18 protein-coding genes and 1 tRNA gene are annotated in these 19942 nt (G+C 34.3%); 7 read left to right on the forward strand and 12 right to left on the reverse strand.

Annotation, left to right across the window (positions count from 1 at the left end):
- The first annotated feature begins 22 nt into the window (after positions 1 to 22).
- From asnS to QWY90_RS12825, 3 genes are all read left to right on the forward strand, one after another.
- Positions 23 to 1456: an asparagine--tRNA ligase gene (gene asnS / locus QWY90_RS12815; RefSeq protein ID WP_290286360.1), complete on the forward strand. Its 1434-nt coding sequence runs from the start codon at positions 23 to 25 to the stop codon at positions 1454 to 1456.
- Positions 1457 to 1532: 76 nt separating this feature from the next.
- Positions 1533 to 2999, forward strand: a complete 1467-nt coding sequence (gene rpoN / locus QWY90_RS12820; protein WP_290286361.1) for an RNA polymerase factor sigma-54 — start codon at positions 1533 to 1535, stop codon at positions 2997 to 2999.
- A 12-nt stretch (positions 3000 to 3011) separates the two neighbouring features.
- Positions 3012 to 3617: a hypothetical protein gene (locus QWY90_RS12825; protein ID WP_290286362.1), complete on the forward strand. Its 606-nt coding sequence runs from the start codon at positions 3012 to 3014 to the stop codon at positions 3615 to 3617.
- Here the strand turns inward: QWY90_RS12825 and QWY90_RS12830 are convergent.
- The 5 genes from QWY90_RS12830 to QWY90_RS12850 form a co-directional block, all read right to left on the reverse strand.
- On the reverse strand, positions 3612 to 4328 hold the full coding sequence (locus tag QWY90_RS12830) for a porin family protein (protein WP_290286363.1): 717 nt from the start codon (positions 4326 to 4328) through the stop codon (positions 3612 to 3614). The two genes, QWY90_RS12825 and QWY90_RS12830, sit on opposite strands and share 6 nt — an antisense overlap.
- 24 nt (positions 4329 to 4352) lie before the next feature.
- Positions 4353 to 4437, reverse strand: a tRNA-Ser gene (locus tag QWY90_RS12835).
- A gap of 57 nt (positions 4438 to 4494) precedes the next feature.
- Entirely contained in the window at positions 4495 to 5523 is a 1029-nt protein-coding gene (locus QWY90_RS12840) for an asparaginase (RefSeq protein ID WP_290286364.1), read from the reverse strand.
- Positions 5513 to 6649 (reverse strand): 1-acyl-sn-glycerol-3-phosphate acyltransferase, encoded by a 1137-nt coding sequence (locus QWY90_RS12845; protein WP_290286365.1) that lies wholly within the window; start codon positions 6647 to 6649, stop codon positions 5513 to 5515. The genes QWY90_RS12840 and QWY90_RS12845 overlap by 11 nt, the downstream gene beginning before the upstream one ends.
- Positions 6650 to 6713: 64 nt before the next feature.
- Positions 6714 to 7481, reverse strand: a complete 768-nt coding sequence (locus tag QWY90_RS12850) for a TatD family hydrolase (protein WP_290286366.1) — start codon at positions 7479 to 7481, stop codon at positions 6714 to 6716.
- A 103-nt stretch (positions 7482 to 7584) separates the two neighbouring features.
- Here QWY90_RS12850 and QWY90_RS12855 point away from each other — a divergent pair, with 103 nt between their 5' ends.
- Positions 7585 to 8022, forward strand: coding sequence for a retropepsin-like aspartic protease (locus QWY90_RS12855; RefSeq protein ID WP_290286367.1), 438 nt, complete (start codon positions 7585 to 7587; stop codon positions 8020 to 8022).
- Here the strand turns inward: QWY90_RS12855 and QWY90_RS12860 are convergent.
- From QWY90_RS12860 to QWY90_RS12875, 4 genes are all read right to left on the reverse strand, one after another.
- Positions 7985 to 9232, reverse strand: coding sequence for a TCR/Tet family MFS transporter (locus QWY90_RS12860; protein ID WP_290286368.1), 1248 nt, complete (start codon positions 9230 to 9232; stop codon positions 7985 to 7987). The genes QWY90_RS12855 and QWY90_RS12860 overlap by 38 nt on opposite strands.
- A 111-nt stretch (positions 9233 to 9343) precedes the next feature.
- Positions 9344 to 10630 (reverse strand): T9SS type A sorting domain-containing protein, encoded by a 1287-nt coding sequence (locus tag QWY90_RS12865; protein ID WP_290286369.1) that lies wholly within the window; start codon positions 10628 to 10630, stop codon positions 9344 to 9346.
- A gap of 313 nt (positions 10631 to 10943) precedes the next feature.
- Positions 10944 to 12170, reverse strand: coding sequence for a 2-oxoglutarate dehydrogenase complex dihydrolipoyllysine-residue succinyltransferase (gene odhB, locus QWY90_RS12870; RefSeq protein ID WP_290286370.1), 1227 nt, complete (start codon positions 12168 to 12170; stop codon positions 10944 to 10946).
- 158 nt (positions 12171 to 12328) lie between these two features.
- A complete protein-coding gene (locus QWY90_RS12875; RefSeq protein WP_290286371.1) occupies positions 12329 to 15100 on the reverse strand; it encodes a 2-oxoglutarate dehydrogenase E1 component in 2772 nt (923 codons plus the stop codon).
- 117 nt (positions 15101 to 15217) lie between these two features.
- On the opposite strand from QWY90_RS12875, the gene QWY90_RS12880 reads away from it, so the two are divergent.
- Positions 15218 to 15766 (forward strand): hypothetical protein, encoded by a 549-nt coding sequence (locus tag QWY90_RS12880; protein ID WP_290286372.1) that lies wholly within the window; start codon positions 15218 to 15220, stop codon positions 15764 to 15766.
- On the opposite strand, the gene QWY90_RS12885 is transcribed toward QWY90_RS12880, so the two are convergent.
- The 3 genes from QWY90_RS12885 to QWY90_RS12895 are packed head-to-tail and all read right to left on the reverse strand — an operon-like array spanning position 15763 to position 17835.
- Positions 15763 to 16116, reverse strand: a complete 354-nt coding sequence (locus QWY90_RS12885; RefSeq protein WP_290286373.1) for a hypothetical protein — start codon at positions 16114 to 16116, stop codon at positions 15763 to 15765. The genes QWY90_RS12880 and QWY90_RS12885 overlap by 4 nt on opposite strands.
- Positions 16116 to 16838 carry a hypothetical protein gene (locus tag QWY90_RS12890; RefSeq protein WP_290286374.1) on the reverse strand — a complete coding sequence of 241 codons (723 nt, stop codon included), beginning with the start codon at positions 16836 to 16838 and terminating at the stop codon, positions 16116 to 16118. The genes QWY90_RS12885 and QWY90_RS12890 overlap by 1 nt, the downstream gene beginning before the upstream one ends.
- A gap of 22 nt (positions 16839 to 16860) precedes the next feature.
- Positions 16861 to 17835, reverse strand: a complete 975-nt coding sequence (locus QWY90_RS12895; protein WP_290286375.1) for a polyprenyl synthetase family protein — start codon at positions 17833 to 17835, stop codon at positions 16861 to 16863.
- 140 nt (positions 17836 to 17975) lie between these two features.
- Here QWY90_RS12895 and QWY90_RS12900 point away from each other — a divergent pair, with 140 nt between their 5' ends.
- Together QWY90_RS12900 and QWY90_RS12905 are read left to right on the forward strand one after the other, a co-directional pair.
- Positions 17976 to 18566, forward strand: a complete 591-nt coding sequence (locus QWY90_RS12900) for a TetR/AcrR family transcriptional regulator (protein ID WP_290286376.1) — start codon at positions 17976 to 17978, stop codon at positions 18564 to 18566.
- A 23-nt stretch (positions 18567 to 18589) separates the two neighbouring features.
- Positions 18590 to 19936 carry a TolC family protein gene (locus tag QWY90_RS12905; RefSeq protein ID WP_290286378.1) on the forward strand — a complete coding sequence of 449 codons (1347 nt, stop codon included), beginning with the start codon at positions 18590 to 18592 and terminating at the stop codon, positions 19934 to 19936.
- The last annotated feature ends 6 nt before the right edge of the window (positions 19937 to 19942 follow it).

Raw genomic sequence — 19942 nt, forward strand, 5'->3', positions numbered from 1 at the left:
ATTCTAAAATCCTAATTTTAAAATGAAACATACCAAAGTTAAAAACTTACTAAACAGTGAAACAACGATTTCAGAGGTAAATGCAAAAGGTTGGGTAAGAACTTTTAGAAACAATCAATTTATCGCGTTGAACGATGGTTCGACAATTAATAATATTCAGTGCGTTGTCGATTTTGAAAACACGCCAGAAGAAACCTTAAAAAGAATTACAACTGGAGCTGCAATTTCAGTAACAGGAGCTTTGGTAGAAAGCAAAGGTGCCGGTCAGAAATATGAAATTCAGGTCGCAAAACTTGAAATTCTTGGCGATTCTGATGCAGAGAAATTCCCAATGCAACCAAAGAAACATTCATTGGAATTCCTTAGAGAAAATGCACATTTAAGAGTTAGAACTAATGCTTTTGGAGCGATAATGAGAGTGCGTTCTGTTTTGGCTTTTGCAGTGCATCAGTATTTTCAGGAAAAAGGTTTTGTATATGTGAATACGCCAGTAATAACAGGTGCAGATGCAGAAGGTGCCGGCGAAATGTTTCAAGTGACTTCATTACCATTGGATAATCTTCCAAAAAACGAAGAAGGAAACATCGATTACAAAAAAGATTTTTTCGGAAAACATACTAATCTTACGGTTTCCGGACAATTAGAAGGTGAAACTTTTGCAATGGCTTTAGGTCAGATTTATACTTTTGGACCAACATTTAGAGCTGAAAACTCAAATACTTCTCGTCACTTGGCCGAATTCTGGATGATTGAACCGGAAGTTGCTTTCAATGATTTGAATGACAATATGGATTTGGCTGAAGATTTTATCCAATATGCAATTAAATATACGATGGATAAATGTCAAGACGATTTGAAGTTTTTAGAAAGTCGTTTAGCTGAAGAAGATAAATCAAAACCACAGGCAGAAAGAAGCGAAATGAGTTTGTTAGAGAAATTAAACTTCGTTTTAGAAAACAACTTCAAACGCGTTTCCTATACTGAAGCTATTGATATTTTAAGAGATTCTACTCCAAATAAAAAGAAAAAATTCAGTTACATTATCAACGAATGGGGCGCCGATTTACAAAGTGAACACGAACGTTATTTAGTTGAAAAACATTTTAAATGTCCGGTGATTTTGTTTGATTATCCAGCCAATATCAAAGCATTTTACATGCGTTTGAATGAAGACGGAAAAACGGTTCGCGCCATGGATATTCTTTTCCCTGGAATCGGGGAAATCGTTGGCGGTTCACAAAGAGAAGAACGTTACGAGGTTTTAGTTGAAAAAATGAAAGCACTCGGCATTGACGAAGAAGAACTTTGGTGGTATTTAGACACCCGAAGATTCGGTTCGGCTGTGCATTCAGGTTTCGGATTAGGATTTGAAAGATTAGTATTATTTGTAACCGGAATGACAAACATCCGCGACGTTATTCCGTTTCCAAGAACACCGCAAAACGCAGAATTTTAATAACTGTTGTCTGTTCTCCGTTATCTGTTAAAATAATATCAGACAACTGACAACTGACAACCGACAACCGACAAAAATGTTAAAGCAGTTCTTAAATCTAAAATTATCACAAAAACTATCGCCTCAGCAAATTCAGTTGATGAAGTTGATACAATTGCCTACGCAGGCTTTTGAGCAACGGTTGAAAGAGGAAATGGTAGAAAATCCGGCATTGGAAAGTGGTAAAGAAGAGGAAGAATTGTATGAGAAAGATGAGTTTGACAACAATGACGAATATGATGATTACGAAGGCAGTGAAAACATCGAAACCGACGAAATCAATATTGACGAATATTTAAGCAATGACGAAACTCCAGAATATAAGCTACAAGCCAATAATTATAGCGACGATGATGATGACCGACAAATGCCATTGGCAGCCCCAACAAGCTTTCACCAGGATTTAATCAATCAGTTAAATACTTTTATCTTAACAGATGAACAACGAGATATTGCTGAGTTTTTGGTTGGAAGCATTGACGACGACGGGTATTTACGAAGAAGTGTTCAGGATATAGTTGACGATATGGCGTTTACACAAGGCATTTATACCGATGAAAAAACGGTTGAAAAAATGTTGCAAATCATTCACGATTTAGATCCTGCCGGAGTTGGCGCAAGAAACTTGCATGAATGTTTAATGTTGCAACTTAGGCATAAAACGCCATCAGAATATGTTGATTTAGCCATCAATATTATTGAAAACGAATTTGATGCTTTTACCAAAAAACACTACGAAAAATTGATGGCAACCTTTGAAGTTTCTAAAGAACAACTCAAAAAAGCTATTGAAGAAATTGAAAAATTAAACCCAAAACCCGGTGGTTCTTTTGACAGTAGTAATCGCACGGTAGAACAAATTGTTCCCGATTTTGCCATTCGAATTGTTGATGGTGAACTGGAACTTACTTTGAACGGCAGAAATGCACCAACCTTACACATTTCCAAAGATTATCAGGAAATGCTGCAAACTTACAAAGTGTCTAAAGACAAGTCGCATTCGCAAAAAGATGCTGTACAGTTTATTAAACAAAAATTGGATTCTGCCAAATGGTTTATCGATGCCATTCGTCAACGTCAAGAAACACTTTTTGTGACAATGAATGCCATTATGCATTTTCAGCAGGAATATTTCCTTGATGGGGAAGAAACTAAATTAAAACCCATGATTTTGAAAGACATCGCGGATATGGTTGGTCTTGATATTTCTACGGTTTCCCGTGTTGCCAATAGTAAATATGTCGATACACCTTATGGTACCAAATTGATAAAAGAATATTTTTCAGAATCAATGAAAAACGATCAGGGCGAAGATGTTTCAACGCTTGAAATTAAAAAAATTCTCAAAAACATTATCGAGGAAGAAGACAAACACAAACCTCTTCCTGACGATCAACTAGCTGAAATTCTAAAAGAGAAAGGGTATCCAATTGCCAGAAGAACCATTGCAAAATACAGAGACTTACTTGATATTCCTGTGGCAAGAATGAGGAAAAAGATATAAAAAAAACAAACTTTGAAAAAAATCCTTCCTTTTTTTTCGTACATCTTCCATCCTATTTTTATTCCGTTTTTAGGAACTCTTTTTTATGTTTTGCTCGAAGCTAGGTATTTTACTTTGCCACAATATTTGATACTATTTTTGCAAATAATTATCATTACTTTCCTGTTGCCAATTGCATTTTTTTTTCTGTTAAAAACCTTTGGGAAAATAGAAAATGTAATGCTATCGGATATTTCGCAGCGAAAAATTCCTTTGTTATTACAACTAATGTTGTTTACTATTTTGACAGAAAAAAGTATAACAATTGACAGATTTCCGAGCTTGTATTTCTTTTTTGTTGGAGGAATACTAAGCACAAGTTTTGCGTTTCTGTTGTTGTATGCCAAATTCAAAGCTAGTATTCACATGATTGGCATTAGTTCGTTAACCGTTTTTATAATTGGACTGAGTATTCATAATCAAATCAATACAGTTAACATGGTTACTTTTTTTGTAGTTATGAACGGTCTTGTTGCTTCTTCACGTTTAGTTATGAAAGCACATTCAAATAAAGAATTGTTAGTTGGTTTTTTGTGTGGGATACTTCCGCAGAGTGCTTTACTTTACTTTTGGCTATAGAATGTAGAACATCAAACCAAAATTAATTGTATTCATATTAATCGATTGATTGTCAATTTTTGCTGAAGATTTAAATAGCGGATTTAACCCATAATAGGCAGAGAAATTCCATGTATTCCATCCAAAAGCCAGATAAATACCATATTGAAATTGGTTCAAGTCTTTATTATTAGATAGCTTAACTGTTCCGTTTGACGAAACCGATTTATATTCATCATAAAAAAGATAACTTAATTTTACTCCTGAATAAACACGCCAAAATATATGACTCTCTGGTGTTGAGTTTCGCCATCTGAATTCAATAGGCAAATCTATATAATGAAAAGACTGTTTATTTTTAGAAAATGTAATTTCTGAATCCAATACTTCATAAGTATTTACGCCGTTAGCATTTGAAATTCCTAGATTTTGATTATAAATAGCCAAAGAATATCCCAAACCTGCAGCAATAGAAACAGTTCGGTTTTTATTAATAGGCATATCTCTTAAAAACCCAAAAGCTATTCCTGGTGATAGTTTGTTTTGTTGAATTCCTTCAATACGCTTTTGAAGTGAATTGTAAGTGATATTTAAATAAAATTGGTCTTCTCGATATAACGAATCTACAGCATCAAAATTTATTTCATCTTTAACCTCATTCTTAATGGCATTTTCCTGGGCAAAAATGCTAAGTGTAGTAAAAAATGTTATGATGAAAAGACTGATTCGCATACAACTATTTTAAGGAAGAAAAAGCAGAGAGGAAGGGATTCGAACCCTCGTTATGTTACCATAAACACGCTTTCCAAGCGTGCGCCTTCAGCCACTCGGCCACCTCTCTAATTGTATTGCAAATAACAGCAAAAATTTTGACTAAAAAAAGCGTGGACGATAATAGTTATCGCATTTCTCCTCGTAGTGATGTTTCAAAAATAGTTTTGAAAACAGCTGGAGCTACATTTTGTCCCAACAAATACATCAGTTTTGTAATGGCTGCTTCTGTAGTGATATCTTTTCCAGAAATGACACCTATTTTTTTTAGTTGTGAACTGGTTTCGTATTGTCCCATGTTGACACTTCCTCCTGAACATTGTGTAACATTGATGATATATAAACCTTTTTTAATAGCATTTTTTAAGGTTTGAATAAACCATTCTTCTGTTGGCGCATTTCCCGAACCATAGGTTTCAAGGATAATTCCTTTTAAATTTGGAATGGCAACTATTGCTGACAAAACAGATTCATTAATACCTGGAAACATTTTTACAATCACCACATTGTCGTCCATTTTTTTGTGGACCAATAATTTTTTACCGGATTGTTTTGGAAAAGCCAAATTAGCATTAACATTCAGATGAACGCCAGATTCGGCCAACTGCTGATAATTAGGCGATGCAAAAGCATTAAAATGTTCGGCGTTTATTTTAGTAGTTCTGTTTCCTCGGTATAATTTGTATTCGAAATAGAGACAAACTTCATGTATTACTGATTTCCCTTTTTGTTGCAACGAAGCAATTTGTATTGCAGTAATCAGGTTTTCTTTAGCATCTGTTCTTAAATCTCCTATGGGTAATTGTGAACCGGTAAACACAACCGGTTTATTCAAATTCTCCAACATAAAACTCAATGCTGATGCTGAATACGACATCGTATCTGAGCCATGAAGCACAACAAATCCGTCAAAATTGAAGTAGTTGCCTTCAATAATTTCTGCAATTTCAATCCACTTTTCCGGATTTATATTTGATGAATCGATAGGTTTTTTAAAGGAAATAGTTTCAATATTGCAATCTAAATGTTTGAGTTCTGGAATCTTTTCCAATAATTTTTTAAAATTGAATGCTTTCAAAACACCCGTTTCAAAATCTTTTATCATACCAATGGTTCCACCAGTATAAATTAAAAGTATATTGGGTTTAGTTTGCATTCAAATATTTTGATTTATTTACCACTGGGTTGGCGTACATGGCTAAGAAGCTTTCAACCATTTGCGGATTTGTTTCGTCAATTTTCATTTCTAGTCTTCTCTCAAACAATGATTTTTCGTTTTCTGTATAGAAATTGTTATAGGTATTGGTTTTGTTCAATAAATCATATGCAATATAATTCGTTGGCCACAATTTATAGTTTTGCAAAATAGAATCGTCAATGGCTTGAGCCAAAGCTTGAACTTGTTTGTTTGTATTGTCAAATTCTTGTGCAATAAAATCTAATTCTTTGTTCAAAACATCTCCAACATGAATATGAATCCGTTTCTTTTGACCAATGATTCCACTCAATAACGTAACAAAATCTTCATTTTTATCTTTGATGTAAATTTCATCATTGGCTTCAGCAATTAGCTGCGGCATTTTCAGAGCATCTGTTGGATCATATTCATACGAAATGGAGACTGGAACAATTTTAATTTTCTTAAAATAATCCATTAAGTTCCCTTCGTCTGAACCCATTGCCAGCATTTTCAGAACACCAGAATGTGTTGCGTCATTACCATCTTTAGTTCTCCCTTCTCGTTGTGCAATCCAAACCGAACGATTTTCACGCAACAATAGTTGTCCAATATATTCTGCCATTAATTTGGAACTTTGCAACAATTCTCTTGGTGATAAACCGCGTTGTACCAAAAAATTTCTATTCAGTTTTGCAAGCGTATTCATGAAATCTCTCTTCACCAAATTATCTCCAATTGCTGAAGCTGTCATTACTAATCCGTGTTCAAATAAACATGCATTTAATAAAGAAGTGTCTAAAATAATATCTCTATGGTTGGAAATAAAAAGATAAGAAGTATTTTTTTCTAGTTTTTCAAATCCCGAAGTTGATAAGCCATCCGAACTTTTTTCTAACACTTTCTTCAGCGCTTTGTATATAAAATTGCATTGAAAATCGCGAATAGAATGGGTTCTTTTCAACTGTTCTTTCCAAATTTCATCATCAAGTTCAGGGAAAGTAAAATTCATTATTGCCTTCATCATTGGATGATTTACTGAGGCACAAATAGCTTCATTTACTTCGGTATCATAAAACGGACGAATTGCATCAAATCTTTGCATCTTGGCTTACAATTTTACAGGAACAAAAGAACAAAAAAAAAGTCAATTTTTGTTATATTTTGGTTTAAATCCCAAAAATGGATTTAGAATTTTCGGTTGTAATTCGGGCAATTTCTTCTATTGGTAATTGATAAATCTCTGATAATTTTTCGGCAACCAATTTGATATAACTGCTTTCGTTTCGTTTGCCCCGAAATGGAACTGGGGCTAAATAAGGCGAATCTGTTTCGAGAACAATATGTTTCAAATCGATTTCATGTAAAAACTGGTCAATCTTTCCGTTTTTAAAAGTGGCAACTCCGCCTATTCCGAGTTTCATATTCAAATCTATTGCTCTTTTGGCTTGACCGAAATCGCCTGTAAAGCAATGAAAAATACCAAACAAATCGGCGGCGCGTTCGCTATCCAAAACTTCAAAAACTTCATCAAATGCATCACGACAATGAATGTTTATAGCTAATTTATATTTTTTGGCTAATTGAATTTGGTGTTGAAACGCATGTTGTTGTTGTTTCAAGAAAGTTTTATCCCAAAACAAATCGATTCCAATTTCGCCTACAGCGTAGAACTTTCTTTTTGTTAATTCGGTTTCAACATGGGCCAATTCTTCTAGGTAATTTTCCTTTACATACGTTGGATGCAAACCCATCATCAGAAAAATATTTTGAGGGAATTGTGCTTCTAAATTATACATTTTTTGAGTATAACCAGAATCAATCGATGGAACGAAAAAACGGGAAACTCCAGCATCAATGGCGTGCTGAATCATTTCGGATCTGTCGTTTTCAAATTCTTCGGAATAAAGATGTGTATGCGTATCGGTTAAAATCATTAGGTAAGAAGTAGCTAAGTTTCTGAGTGGCTAATGTACTAAGTTTAGCTTGATTTTTTAGCGTGTTAGATTTTTAGATTACATTTGAAATTCATTTTATTATATGAAACAGCTACAGGACTTACTCAAAAAAGAAAAGTACAAGAAAATAAATTTCAAAGTTTCAGAAACCCAGCATTTGTTGGTTAAGGCTACTATTAATGGAGTTTCGGGAAATTTTATTTTAGATACTGGTGCTTCCAATAGTTGCGTTGGGTTTGAAGGCATTGATAAATTTGGATTAAAAGCTGGAAAGTCAAAAACCAAAGCTTCTGGAGCCGGAGCCACAGGAATGTTTACACAATTGGCCAAAAATAATTTGCTACAAATTGGTCGTTGGAAAACTTTGGATTTTCATTTAGTTATTTTTGATTTGTCACATGTAAATGAAGCATTGCAACAACACAAGGCCAAACCAGTCCATGGTATAATAGGTGCCGATATCTTGCTGGAAGGTAAAGCGATTATTGATTATTATAATCATTGTTTGTATTTGAAATAGTATGTTTTCTTAAGGAGTAAATAGCAATAACAGTACTCAATAACATCAAAAATCCTCCTAAAATAAAAGGTGCACCAGCCAATTGAAATGGTGCTTCTTTGTGTGTAAAAAAGTAAAATGTATTGGTCATCATTGGTGGGCCAATAATTGCAGAAGCACTCATTAAACTAGCCATTGTTCCTTGAATTTCACCTTGCTCATTCGACGGAACTTTTGAAGAAATTGTTGCCTGCAATGCCGGACCAGCAATGCCGCCTAAGCAATACGGAATTAAAAACACAAACATCATCCAACTTTGGCTAGCAAAAGCAAAGAGCAACATTCCGATGGTGTAAAGCGCTAAACCAATGTAAATGCTTTTTTCGTTACCTAATTTTGGACTTGTCCAACGAATTAATCCGCCTTGAACAACTCCGACTAAAAGTCCAACTACACCAAGCGAAATTCCGACCATTTTTTCATCCCATTTGAATCGATACATTGTGAAAAAACTCCAATTGCTATGAACAGCGTGCGAACCAACATATAAAAGAAAAACGGCTAACATTAGGCCAATTAACGAAGGATGTTTTTTTAAATTTAAGAAGGCAGTAATAGGATTGGCGCGTTTCCATTCAAATGCCCTTCTGTTTTCTTTAGCTAATGATTCGGGTAAAATAAAATAGCCATATAGAAAATTCAACATGCACAAAATTGCGGCAGCATAAAACGGAACTCTCGAACCAAATTGCCCTAACAATCCTCCAATTACTGGTCCAATAATAAAGCCTAAACCAAAAGCAGCTCCAATCATTCCGAAGTTTTTGGCTCTATTTTCTGGTGTACTTACATCGGCAATATAGGCAGATGCTGTTGTTATACTCGCGCCTGTTAAACCCGCAATAATTCTTCCCACAAAAAGCCAGATAATCGTTGGTGAAAATGCTAGTAAAAGATAATCTAAGGCGAAAGCAAAAAGCGATATCAAGATAATTGGTCTTCTCCCAAATTTATCGCTCAAATTACCTATTAACGGTGCGCAAATGAATTGCGTAATGGCATAAGCAAAAGTCAGCCAACCACCATATTTTGCGGCTTCACTTATATCGCCATGAATGAGTTCTTTTATTAATTTTGGTATAACTGGAATAATAATTCCCCAGCCTGTAATATCGATAAGCATTGTAATAAAAATAAATCCTATCGCTGCTTGTTTTTGGTTTTTCTTCATGTCTTAGAATGAAATGCTAAAATAACGAAAATCCCGCTTAGAAAACTAAGCGGGATTTTTTTTGTTACAGTAACGATGTTTTGAACTGCATTAAAAATTTAAATTTTCAGTCTATTTTTTAATGAATTTTGAAGTTGATTCTGTTCCATCACTCATTTTCATTTTGGTTATGTAAATACCTGATTGAAGTCCAATTGTTTGTAATGTTGTTGTGTTACTTTTAACACTCTTTTTTATGACTTCTTGCCCTAATAAATTATAAATCGATACTTCTTGAATTTGATTATTAGCTTCAATTGTCATTTGATTTGCTACAGGATTTGGATATGTTTTTACATTTAAAATATTGAAAGAAGGAGTTGACAATCCATCTGAAAAAGCGACATCGTCAAAATAGTAGGTTGAATTTGGGCCACCGTCACCTTGCGTTCCAAAGTCGAAGAAAAATACAATTTTGTTGTCATTATTATTTACAGGAGGAAATAAGGTTGGTGAGTTATAATCAAATAGTAATTCTTCCCAAACATTTGCGTTTGTAATTGTTGCTTCTGTTTCAAAAGCACCATTATCAAAATCTACTGGACTTCCTTCAAATTTCAACATAAGTTTTTTCCCTGCTACTGGAGACCAAACTTTTACCTTAACTATTTTAGTTGTTGATGAGAAATCGATTGGGCCATCCATTTGAATTACAGCACCACCATATACTTCGCCAGGGCTTTTTATCATTTTGGCAACTTTAGCACTTGTGTTTATACCGGAAATATCTGGATTTGGAATTATTGTCACATCGCCTCCGGCAAAACCAATAAATGGATAGGAAACAGTTGTAGATTCAAAATCCATAGGCAAAACAGGTAATTGTAAAATAGGACCTGTACCGGCAGATTGGGTTACGTCATCAAATAAATAAGTTGAATTTGGGCCACCGTCTCCTTGCGTACCAATGTCAAAAATAAAAACTATCTGATTATTTAAATTATTGACAGCATCCGAAGAAAAATCAAAAGTTAATTCTTCCCAAACATTTGCGGTGGTTATGGGTGCAGATAATTTTTCGAAAAAAAATCCTGGCCCTTCAAATTTCAATAATAATTTTTTCCCCGCTACTGGAGATAATACTTTAACTTTAAACACTCTATCCGTTGTTAAATCAATTGGTGCCGCCATAGTTATTTTACTTCCTGCCCAAACTGCTCCCGGACTTTTAACCAGTTGCATAACAGTTGCACTCGTGTTTATTCCTGAAATTTGTGGGTTTGGAATCTTTGTGGCAACACCGCCATCAAAATCAGTAAATGGATAAAGTGTTGTTGCCGATTCAAAATCCAAAGGAAGCGTTTGTGAGAAGCCTAATTGAAAAATGACTAAAGAAAATAAAATGGTAATTTTTTTCATGTTTTGTAATTGAATTTTATCTTTCCAAATTTAATTATTATGCTTTTGAATCATTAAAAAAATAGTATATAAAAACTATACAATAAATAGATGTCAAAGGCTTATTTAAAAAAACATCAAGCAAATGGTGGTTTTAAAAACTTCTTAATCCATTCTATATTCTTTCTCAACTTAGTTTTTAAAAAAAATTGTATACTAAATGTTGATGTAATTATACTCTGTAGCAAAACTCAAAAAGTCTCATTTACGGGATAAAAAAAATCCTTTCAGTACATAAACTAAAAGGATTCTATATCTATAAAATTAAAATTAATTACAATTCCAATGCTCTCTTAACATTGTTATCCATTAATAACTCTTCTGGTTTTTCTAGTGCTTCTTTCACGGCTACTAAAAATCCGACTGATTCGCGACCGTCAATTATTCGGTGGTCATAAGAAAGTGCCACGAACATTACTGGTGCAATTACAATTTGCCCGTTTTTCACTATGGCTCTTTCAACAACATTGTGCATTCCGAGAATTCCTGATTGCGGTGGATTAATAATTGGAGTAGATAACATACTTCCAAAAACACCTCCGTTTGAAATAGTAAACGTTCCTCCTGTCATTTCATCAACCGTAATTTGTCCGTCACGAGCACGAATTGCTAATCGTTTGATTTCGGCTTCCACACCCCTGAATGATAATGTTTCTGCGCTTCTCATTACAGGCACCATCAATCCTTTTGGTCCGGAAACTGCCACTGAAATATCGCAGAAATTGTATGAGATTTTTTCTTGACCATCAATCATTGAATTTACATCTGGATACAGTTGTAATGCTCTAGTAACTGCTTTAGTAAAGAAAGACATGAAGCCTAATCCTAATCCGTGTTTGGCTTTAAATTCTTCTTTGTATTGTTCACGCAAAGCATAAATGGCTGTCATATCAACTTCATTGAACGTAGTTAACATAGCTGTTTCATTTTTTGCGGCTACTAATCTTTCAGCTACCTTACGACGCAACATGGATAATTTTGTTCTTTCCGAACCACGGTTTCCTCCGGTTGGTGTTCCCATGGATGGCACTGCATTTACTGCGTCATCTTTGGTAATTCTTCCGTCTCTGCCGGTTCCAACTATATCAGACGGCTGAATGCTTTTCTCGTCTAATATTTTTTTGGCTGCTGGAGATGGAGCTTGAGCTGCATATGTTTTGGCTACAACTGGAGCCGCTTTAGTTTCTTCTTTTTTTGGTGTTGCTGCAACCACTGAAGCATCTTTAACTTCTGCCGCCACCGTAGCATTTCCGCTTGGTTTGGCCGCATCAGTATCTATTAAACAAACTACAGCACCAACGGCAACCGCATCGCCTTCTGCTGCTTTAAGTGTAATTATTCCGCTTGCTTCTGCTGGTAATTCAAGTGTGGCTTTATCAGAATCAACCTCAGCTATAGCTTGGTCTTTTTCTACATAATCGCCGTCTTTTACTAACCAAGTAGCAATTTCAACTTCTTTTATCGATTCGCCCGGTGATGGGACTTTCATTTCTAAAATCATCTTTATAATTTTATAGTGTTGTTTATATTTTTTAGCCCTGATTGCAGCAAGTATCCTTTTTTGTTAGAAAATTGCCTCTCGACTGCGCTCGAGGTGACAAAAAAGATACTGCGGAAAGCGGGAAATAGCTCCTGAAATAAACTAAGAATAAATCCTAATTATCTAAATAAATTTTTATCAAATACCATTCTGATGGCATCTGCGTGACGTCTTCTGTCTCGTGTGTGACTTCCGGCTGCTGGAGCAGAGTAGGCTTTCAGCGAAGCCAACCTCCATGGAACTAAATCGAAATTCATTAACATATAACTGTATGCTCCCATATTCTTAGGCTCTTCCTGTGCCCAAACAAAATCGTCAGCGTTTGAATAACTTGCAATAATAACTTTCATCTGCTCAACAGGCAACGGAAACAATTGTTCGAGACGAACCAAAGCTACATCATTTCTGCCTAAATTTTCTCTTTCTGCTAAGATATCGTAATAGAATTTTCCGGTACAGAAAACTACTGTTTTTACTTTTTTCTTATCAACCGATTTGTCGTCAATCGTTTCCTGAAAACTTCCTTTGTACAATTCCTCACGAGTGGAAACACACAATGGATGACGCAACAAGCTTTTTGGTGTAAACACCACTAAAGGTTTACGGTATTTGGTTTTCATTTGGCGACGCAGCAAGTGAAAGAAATTCGCAGGCGTTGTACAATCGGCCACAAACATATTGTGACGTGCACAAAGTTGCAGGTAACGTTCCATTCTGGCAGAAGAATGTTCAGCTCCTTGTCCTTCATATCCATGAGGTAATAAAAGAACGATTCCGTTTTGGTTGTTCCATTTGTCTTCGCCACACGAAATGTATTGGTCAATCATGATTTGGGCACCATTAGAGAAATCTCCAAACTGTGCTTCCCAAATCGTCAATGCATTTGGATTTGTTAAAGCATATCCGTAATCAAATCCTAAAACGCCATATTCTGAAAGGAGTGAATTGAAAATATTGAACTTCCCTTTTTTGTCTTTTACTGAGTTTAACAGCACTACTTCTTCTTCACTATCTTCCACTTTTACTACAGCGTGGCGATGCGAAAATGTGCCTCTTTCTACATCTTGTCCAGATACACGAATATCATAACCTTCAGTTAATAATGAGCCGTACGCTAATGTTTCAGCAGTTCCCCAATCTATGACATCATTATCATACATTGTTTTTCTATCGGTGACAATTTTTGAAATTTTGCTGATGAATTTTTTATCCGATGGCAAAGTAGCAACCGAAACGATAATCTCGTCTAATTTCTTTTTATCAAAAGTGGTGTCAACATTTTTTAGCATTTCTTCGTTAGAAACCTGAACATAGCCTTTCCATTCATCTTGTAAAAACGGCTTGATAATGGTCAAATCTTTTTTACGCGAAGCTTGTAGATTTTCATCAAGATTCTCTTTGTATTCGTTTTCTATTTTAGTTAGATAGGCCGCGTCAACAATTCCGGCCGAGATTAATTTCTCGGCATAAATATCTCTTGGATTTCTATGCTTAGCAATCAGTTTGTATAAAACCGGTTGAGTAAAACGAGGTTCATCGCCTTCATTGTGACCATATTTTCTGTAACCTAACAAATCGATAAACACATCGCGCCCAAATTGCATTCTGAAATCCAAAGCAAATAGCATAGCATGGACAACTGCTTCGGCATCATCAGAATTTACGTGAAGCACAGGTGATAAAGTGACTTTAGCGACATCTGTACAATAAGTTGACGAACGGGCATCTAAATAATTTGTTGTAAATCCAACTTGGTTGTTGATTACAATATGAATTGTTCCTCCGGTTTTGTAGCCATCAAGCTGCGCCATTTGCACAATTTCGTATACAATTCCTTGTCCGGCTACAGCGGCATCACCATGAACAGCAATAGGTAGAACTTTTGAGAAATCATCTGGAAAATACTTATCTTGTTTGGCACGAGTAATTCCTTCAATAACGGCACCAACCGTTTCTAAGTGTGATGGATTTGGCGCTAAATTGATATTGATTTTTTTTCCGGTTTTAGTGATTTTTTCTGAGGTTAAACCCAAATGGTATTTAACGTCACCATCGAAATATTCTTTATCATAATCTTTTCCGTCAAATTCTGAAAAAATATCTTGTGTTGGTTTGTGAAAAATATTGGCAAGGATATTTAATCTTCCTCTGTGTGCCATTCCCATGACGAACTGCTCAACGCCTTTCTCGGCTGCTGCTTCAATCAAAGCATCCAGAGCCGGAATAATACTTTCTCCACCTTCGAGAGAAAATCTTTTTTGCCCTACATATTTGGTGTGCAAAAAGTTCTCAAAAGAAACCGCTTCGTTTAATTTACTTAAAATATGTTTCTTTTGGTCAATATCAAAATTGGGTTGATTGTCGTTGATGTTTATTCTGTCTTGAATCCATTGAATAATCATTGGATTTCTCATGTACATGTATTCGATACCAATATGTTGGCAGTACACGTTCTTCAAATGATTCAGGATTTCTTGTAACGTTGATGGCTTTTGCCCTAAAATTTTAGCAGCATCAAAAACCGTATTTAAATCGGCTGATGTCAAACCGAAATTTTCTATATCTAATGTTGGCGAAGAAGTTCTTCTGGTACGAACCGGATTAGTTTCTGTAAAAAGATGACCGCGGGTTCTATAACCGTCAATCAATTTAAGCACATTAAACTCCTTCTGAAGTTTGTCTGAAACTTGTCCGTTTTGAGGAACATTGGCAGCATAATTGGCCAATTCTGCTACGGCATTTTCTTCATTAAAAGACGTCATTCCAAAGTCGAAACCTTGAAAAAAAGCTCTCCAACTTGGCTCAACGCTGTCTGGATTTTGAAGGTATTGTTCGTATAAATCGGCGAAAAATTCGGTATGTGCTGCGTTTAAAAAGGAAAACCTATCCATAGTTGTACGAGTAAATAATCTTTGTAATTAGAAAATCAATTGCAAAAGTATGATATTTGTAATTATCTATCAATGTTTTTAATACATTTATATCGCTAATTACATATATATACATCTATGAAAAAGAATACATTCCCAACGATAGCTAAGATTATATTTTTGATTGTTTTATTTGCAACTCCTATTTGCATTTTGGCACAAGAAAAACCATTACCAAAAGCTAAAACCGGACAGTTTTGGGAGCATGTTCAATTTGGTGGTGGCTTTGGATTAGCTCTCGGAAATGAGTACACCGATATTACTATAGCGCCAACTGCTATATACAATTTTAACGATCATTTTGCTTTTGGAACCGGATTGCAATACAGCAATTTGAAACAAAAAAACTATTATTCTTCCAATGTTTATGGAGGAAATTTGATTGGGTTATACAGTCCAATTGAAGAAATTCAGTTTTCAGTGGAGTTAGAAGAAGTAAATGTTAATAACAAATACACGGATTTAGGCGGTAATTATAAGCGCAGTTTTTGGAATACTGGTTTATTTGTTGGTGGTGGTTATCAGGAAGGTGGCATTACTATTGGTGCGCGACTTAATTTGCTTTTTGACAAAAATAAAGACATTTATGGAAGTGCTTTTATGCCGTTTGTTAGAGTGTTTTTTTAATACTTAGCCCGAAACCAAACTTTCATCCATTCCCTTTTCAAAACCAGGAAGGCAATCTGTTCTGAAAGTTCTACCAAATCGGAACCATCTAATTGTTTGACGTTATCTTCAGGAACATCAATGATATAAAGTAGATTGAGTAATTCGGCGTATTTGTACTGAATCAGCCGGTATATTTTTTCGTGTAATTGCACCTTAAGTTCGCTAGGCGTTGTGCTTTGAGGAAAATCTATAGCTTCGTTTGCAAAATTAAAATCCTTATTGATTTGTTCAATTAGTTTGGAATATAGGTTTTCTTTCTCGGCTTCCGAAAGTAAAATATCTGTTGAAGTTGGAGAAATAAAATTCATTATTGAATGTTCATTTTTAATTTTTTGTTTTCCAAAATTGAAATTATTTTAACTAATAATACATCACCGCCTGCGTAAAAAAAGACAGCACCCATTGGTGGATTTACTGTAGAAATGATTTTAAATGTTTTAGAATTCCATGTCCAACATTGAAAATAAGTGCCTACTAGTTCTATAAAGATAACGCAAAGCGCAATAAAACAATACAGATTTTGCCAACACTTTCTTTTCAAAAGTAAAAAGAATAGTGCTCCAAAAAGCAATGAAAACATATCATTTAATAAGAATCCGACAGCAGCGAATAATAGGATGAAAAATCCAATAAAGAAAATCCGAATTTGTTTTTCATTTTTGACAGCCCAATTTGTATCCGCAAAAATATACCCTGAGGCATATACAATAGCATGCCCAAAAGGAACATACAATGGGATAAACGCTGTACGATAATGGTAAAAGCCTAAAATTTTACAAAAAATTATCTCTCCAATATAAGAAAGTGGCACCATTATAATCATCAGTTTTCTTAAGGTGAGATTAGCGGTAAAAAACAAAAGCCCAAAATAAAGTATCGCTAAAACATTTGTTATTCCTCTAGCATCAAAATACTGATTTGTAAAAAAAACTGAATCTATTCCCAATGCTACAATTGTAAAAACCGTAAAGAAAAAAGCTAATAAAAGTTGGGCTTTAGGTTGGTGGTTTTGTTTGCTAAAAAAATTCATATTGGACATTAGATGCGATTATCTAAACGTTTCTACTCATTAAGTTTTCCCCAAAAGCTTTTAGAATTGCTTTTTTATCGACGCTGATGTTCATCTTTTCTAGCGTTTCAAAAGCCCTAAAAGTATAGTCTTGAATAGCTTTTTGCGTAGCTTCTGAAGCGCCTGTTTGATTGAAAATTTCTTTAACAGATTTGATTTTTTCTGAATTATCGCTTGGTTGAATTGAAAACAAATGCAGTAATTGTTCTCTTTCATTGTCAGAAGCAAATTCGATAGCTTTCAAATATAAATAGGTCTTTTTATTTTCAATTATATCGCCACCAACTTGTTTTCCGAAAGTTTCAGGATCTCCAAAAGCATCTAAATAATCATCTTGTAACTGAAAAGCTATCCCTAAATTTAATCCGAAATCATATATTGAATTCGCATTTTCTGTAGTAGTTTCAGCAACAATAGCTCCCATTTTCATGGCGGCACCAACTAAAACGGCTGTTTTATATTCAATCATTTTCAAATATTCTGGAATTGAAACATCATCGCGAGATTCAAAATCAACATCATATTGTTGTCCTTCGCAAACTTCGAGTGCCGTTTTACTGAATAATTTGGCTAATTCTCTAAATATCTTTGGTTCGTATTCTTCAAAATATTGGTATGCCAAAATAAGCATTGCATCACCCGAAAGTATTCCGGTATTAATATCCCATTTTTCATGAACGGTTTCTTTTCCTCTTCTTAAAGGAGCATCATCCATAATATCATCATGGATTAAGGAAAAATTATGAAAAACCTCAACAGCAGTAGCCGCTGCCAATGCATTTTTACAATCAACATCAAATACTTCAGCGGCCATTAATGTCAAAACTGGTCGCAATTTTTTTCCGCCAAGCGAAAGAATATAAACAATAGGATCGTATAAGTTTTTGGGCTCTTTTCTTACTGTTAACGATTTAAAATGTGCCGCTACTATGTCTTGATAATATGAAATGCCTTGCATGCGTTTATTTTTTGGCTAAAGTAATTTAAATATTGTTTTGGTCAAAGGTTATTAAAATGTTAAAAAAAAGTAAAAACTTTGGAAACTATTTTTGTGTTAAAAGTTTCCGCCTTACATTTGCACCTCAATTACAACAAAAAATGGAAACAAAAATTGTAAAGAAAGCAACAGACATGTATTTGACACTGGGATTTAAGAGTGTTACTATGGATGATATTGCAAATGAAATGGGGATTTCTAAAAAAACCATTTACCAGCATTTTGAAAATAAAAACGATTTAGTTGAAGCTGTTACCATGAATTTGTTTGATACAATTTCTTGCGGTATCGATGAAATCATGAAGCTTGATAAAAATCCAATAGAAGAACTTTTTGTTATTAAAGATTTTGTTTTAAAAAACTTAAAGAACGAAAGCACTTCTCCCATTTATCAATTACAAAAATATTATCCACAAATACATAAAACCTTAATGTCTCGTCAATTTGAAAAAATGGGGGATTGTGTAGTAGACAATTTAAAAAAAGGTATCGAACAAAACTTATTTAGAGATGATATAAACGTTGAATTGATTGCTCGTTTTTATTTTGCCGGGATGACCAGTATTAAAGATGCCGAGCTTTTTAACCCAATTCAATTTAACACCAAAGATGTACAAGAAACTTATTTAGAATACCATTTGCGTGGTATTTGTACAGCAAAAGGAGTTGGAATTTTAGAACAATTAACATAAAATAATAATCAATAATCATCGATATGAAAAACAAAATAGTATTAACTCTTGTCCTAGTTTCAGGTCTTTTGCAAGCGCAGGACAAGGCTCAAACTTTTTCTTTTAGTTTACAACAAGCCATAGACTATGCACTACAATATAACTATTCAGCTATCAATGCCAATAGAGATGTGGCTTCTGCTAAACAAAAGAAATGGGAGACTACTGCCGCTGGTTTACCACAAATTAGTGGTAATGCTGCTTATCTGAATAATTTCGATTTTACCCTTCAAGGGATTTCCGGGAATGCTTTCAATCCTGCTGCAAGTCCTAACGATATCAGTTTGGTCGCTTTTGGAACAAAACAATCTATGAATTCAAGTTTAACACTAAGCCAATTGTTATTTGATGGTTCTTATATAGTTGCACTTCAAGCTTCAAAAACCTATTTGAAGTACTATGAAAATTACAAAATAAAAACCAACACCGATGTAAAAGAAATGGTAATCAATGCTTATGGTAATGTATTGTTGGCCGAAGAAAGTGTAGCCATTTTGGAAAAAAACAAAACCACTTTGTCTAAAACTTTATTTGACACAAAAGAAACTTATAAAAACGGCTTGATTGAGGAAGAAAATGTGGAACAACTTCAAATTACCTTGGCCTCAATTGAAAGTAATCTCAATAACACAAAAAGATTATCGGATGTAGCTTATAAAATGTTGAAGTTTACTTTAGGTATTGATATTAATTCAGAATTGACCTTGACAGATAAACTTGACAATTTAACTGTTTCAAATCTTGATATGGCTTTAAGCCAAAAAGGTTTCGATGTAAATACTAACATTAATTATCAAATCGCATCTAATTTTCAGGAACAAAGATCATTAGAATTAAAATTACAAAGAAGTAAAGCATTGCCTAGTTTGGCTGCTGCTGTTAACTTTGGTTACAACTCATTTTCTAATGATTTTTCTTTTGCAGACGGCAAACAAAAATGGAATAAATTTTCAAATCTAGGTGTGAATTTAAGTGTCCCTATTTTTAGCAGCTTTGGAAGACAAGCAAAAACACAACAAGCTAAAATCGCTTTCGAACAAGCAAAAACACAACTCAGTCAAACCGAGCAACAATTAAAATTGGAATATGAAAAAGCGAAAAGCGAATATGACTTTAGTATCGAAGAATATGCTACTTCCAAAAGCAATTTAAGCTTAGCTGAACGTATTGAGAAAAAACAACAAATCAAGTTCAGCGAAGGTTTGTCGTCTAGTTTTGATTTCAGCGAAGCGCAAAGACAATTATATACAGCGCAACAAAACTACTTACAATCCATGGTAAATATCATTACTAAAAAAGCAGCTTTAGAAAAATTAATAAATAAAAACTAACAATTC

The sequence above is a fragment of the Flavobacterium paronense genome (assembly GCF_030409795.1).
GTDB classification, from domain to species: domain Bacteria; phylum Bacteroidota; class Bacteroidia; order Flavobacteriales; family Flavobacteriaceae; genus Flavobacterium; species Flavobacterium paronense.

Coding starts and splice junctions, on each gene's coding strand:
- asnS (WP_290286360.1), top strand. CDS start 23: ATGAAACATACCAAAGTTAAAAACTTACTAAACAGTGAAACAACGATT.
- rpoN (WP_290286361.1), top strand. CDS start 1,533: ATGTTAAAGCAGTTCTTAAATCTAAAATTATCACAAAAACTATCGCCT.
- QWY90_RS12830 (WP_290286363.1), bottom strand. CDS start 4,328: ATGCGAATCAGTCTTTTCATCATAACATTTTTTACTACACTTAGCATT.
- QWY90_RS12840 (WP_290286364.1), bottom strand. CDS start 5,523: ATGCAAACTAAACCCAATATACTTTTAATTTATACTGGTGGAACCATT.
- QWY90_RS12845 (WP_290286365.1), bottom strand. CDS start 6,649: ATGCAAAGATTTGATGCAATTCGTCCGTTTTATGATACCGAAGTAAAT.
- QWY90_RS12850 (WP_290286366.1), bottom strand. CDS start 7,481: ATGATTTTAACCGATACGCATACACATCTTTATTCCGAAGAATTTGAA.
- QWY90_RS12855 (WP_290286367.1), top strand. CDS start 7,585: ATGAAACAGCTACAGGACTTACTCAAAAAAGAAAAGTACAAGAAAATA.
- QWY90_RS12860 (WP_290286368.1), bottom strand. CDS start 9,232: ATGAAGAAAAACCAAAAACAAGCAGCGATAGGATTTATTTTTATTACA.
- QWY90_RS12865 (WP_290286369.1), bottom strand. CDS start 10,630: ATGAAAAAAATTACCATTTTATTTTCTTTAGTCATTTTTCAATTAGGC.
- odhB (WP_290286370.1), bottom strand. CDS start 12,170: ATGATTTTAGAAATGAAAGTCCCATCACCGGGCGAATCGATAAAAGAA.
- QWY90_RS12875 (WP_290286371.1), bottom strand. CDS start 15,100: ATGGATAGGTTTTCCTTTTTAAACGCAGCACATACCGAATTTTTCGCC.
- QWY90_RS12880 (WP_290286372.1), top strand. CDS start 15,218: ATGAAAAAGAATACATTCCCAACGATAGCTAAGATTATATTTTTGATT.
- QWY90_RS12885 (WP_290286373.1), bottom strand. CDS start 16,116: ATGAATTTTATTTCTCCAACTTCAACAGATATTTTACTTTCGGAAGCC.
- QWY90_RS12890 (WP_290286374.1), bottom strand. CDS start 16,838: ATGAATTTTTTTAGCAAACAAAACCACCAACCTAAAGCCCAACTTTTA.
- QWY90_RS12895 (WP_290286375.1), bottom strand. CDS start 17,835: ATGCAAGGCATTTCATATTATCAAGACATAGTAGCGGCACATTTTAAA.
- QWY90_RS12900 (WP_290286376.1), top strand. CDS start 17,976: ATGGAAACAAAAATTGTAAAGAAAGCAACAGACATGTATTTGACACTG.
- QWY90_RS12905 (WP_290286378.1), top strand. CDS start 18,590: ATGAAAAACAAAATAGTATTAACTCTTGTCCTAGTTTCAGGTCTTTTG.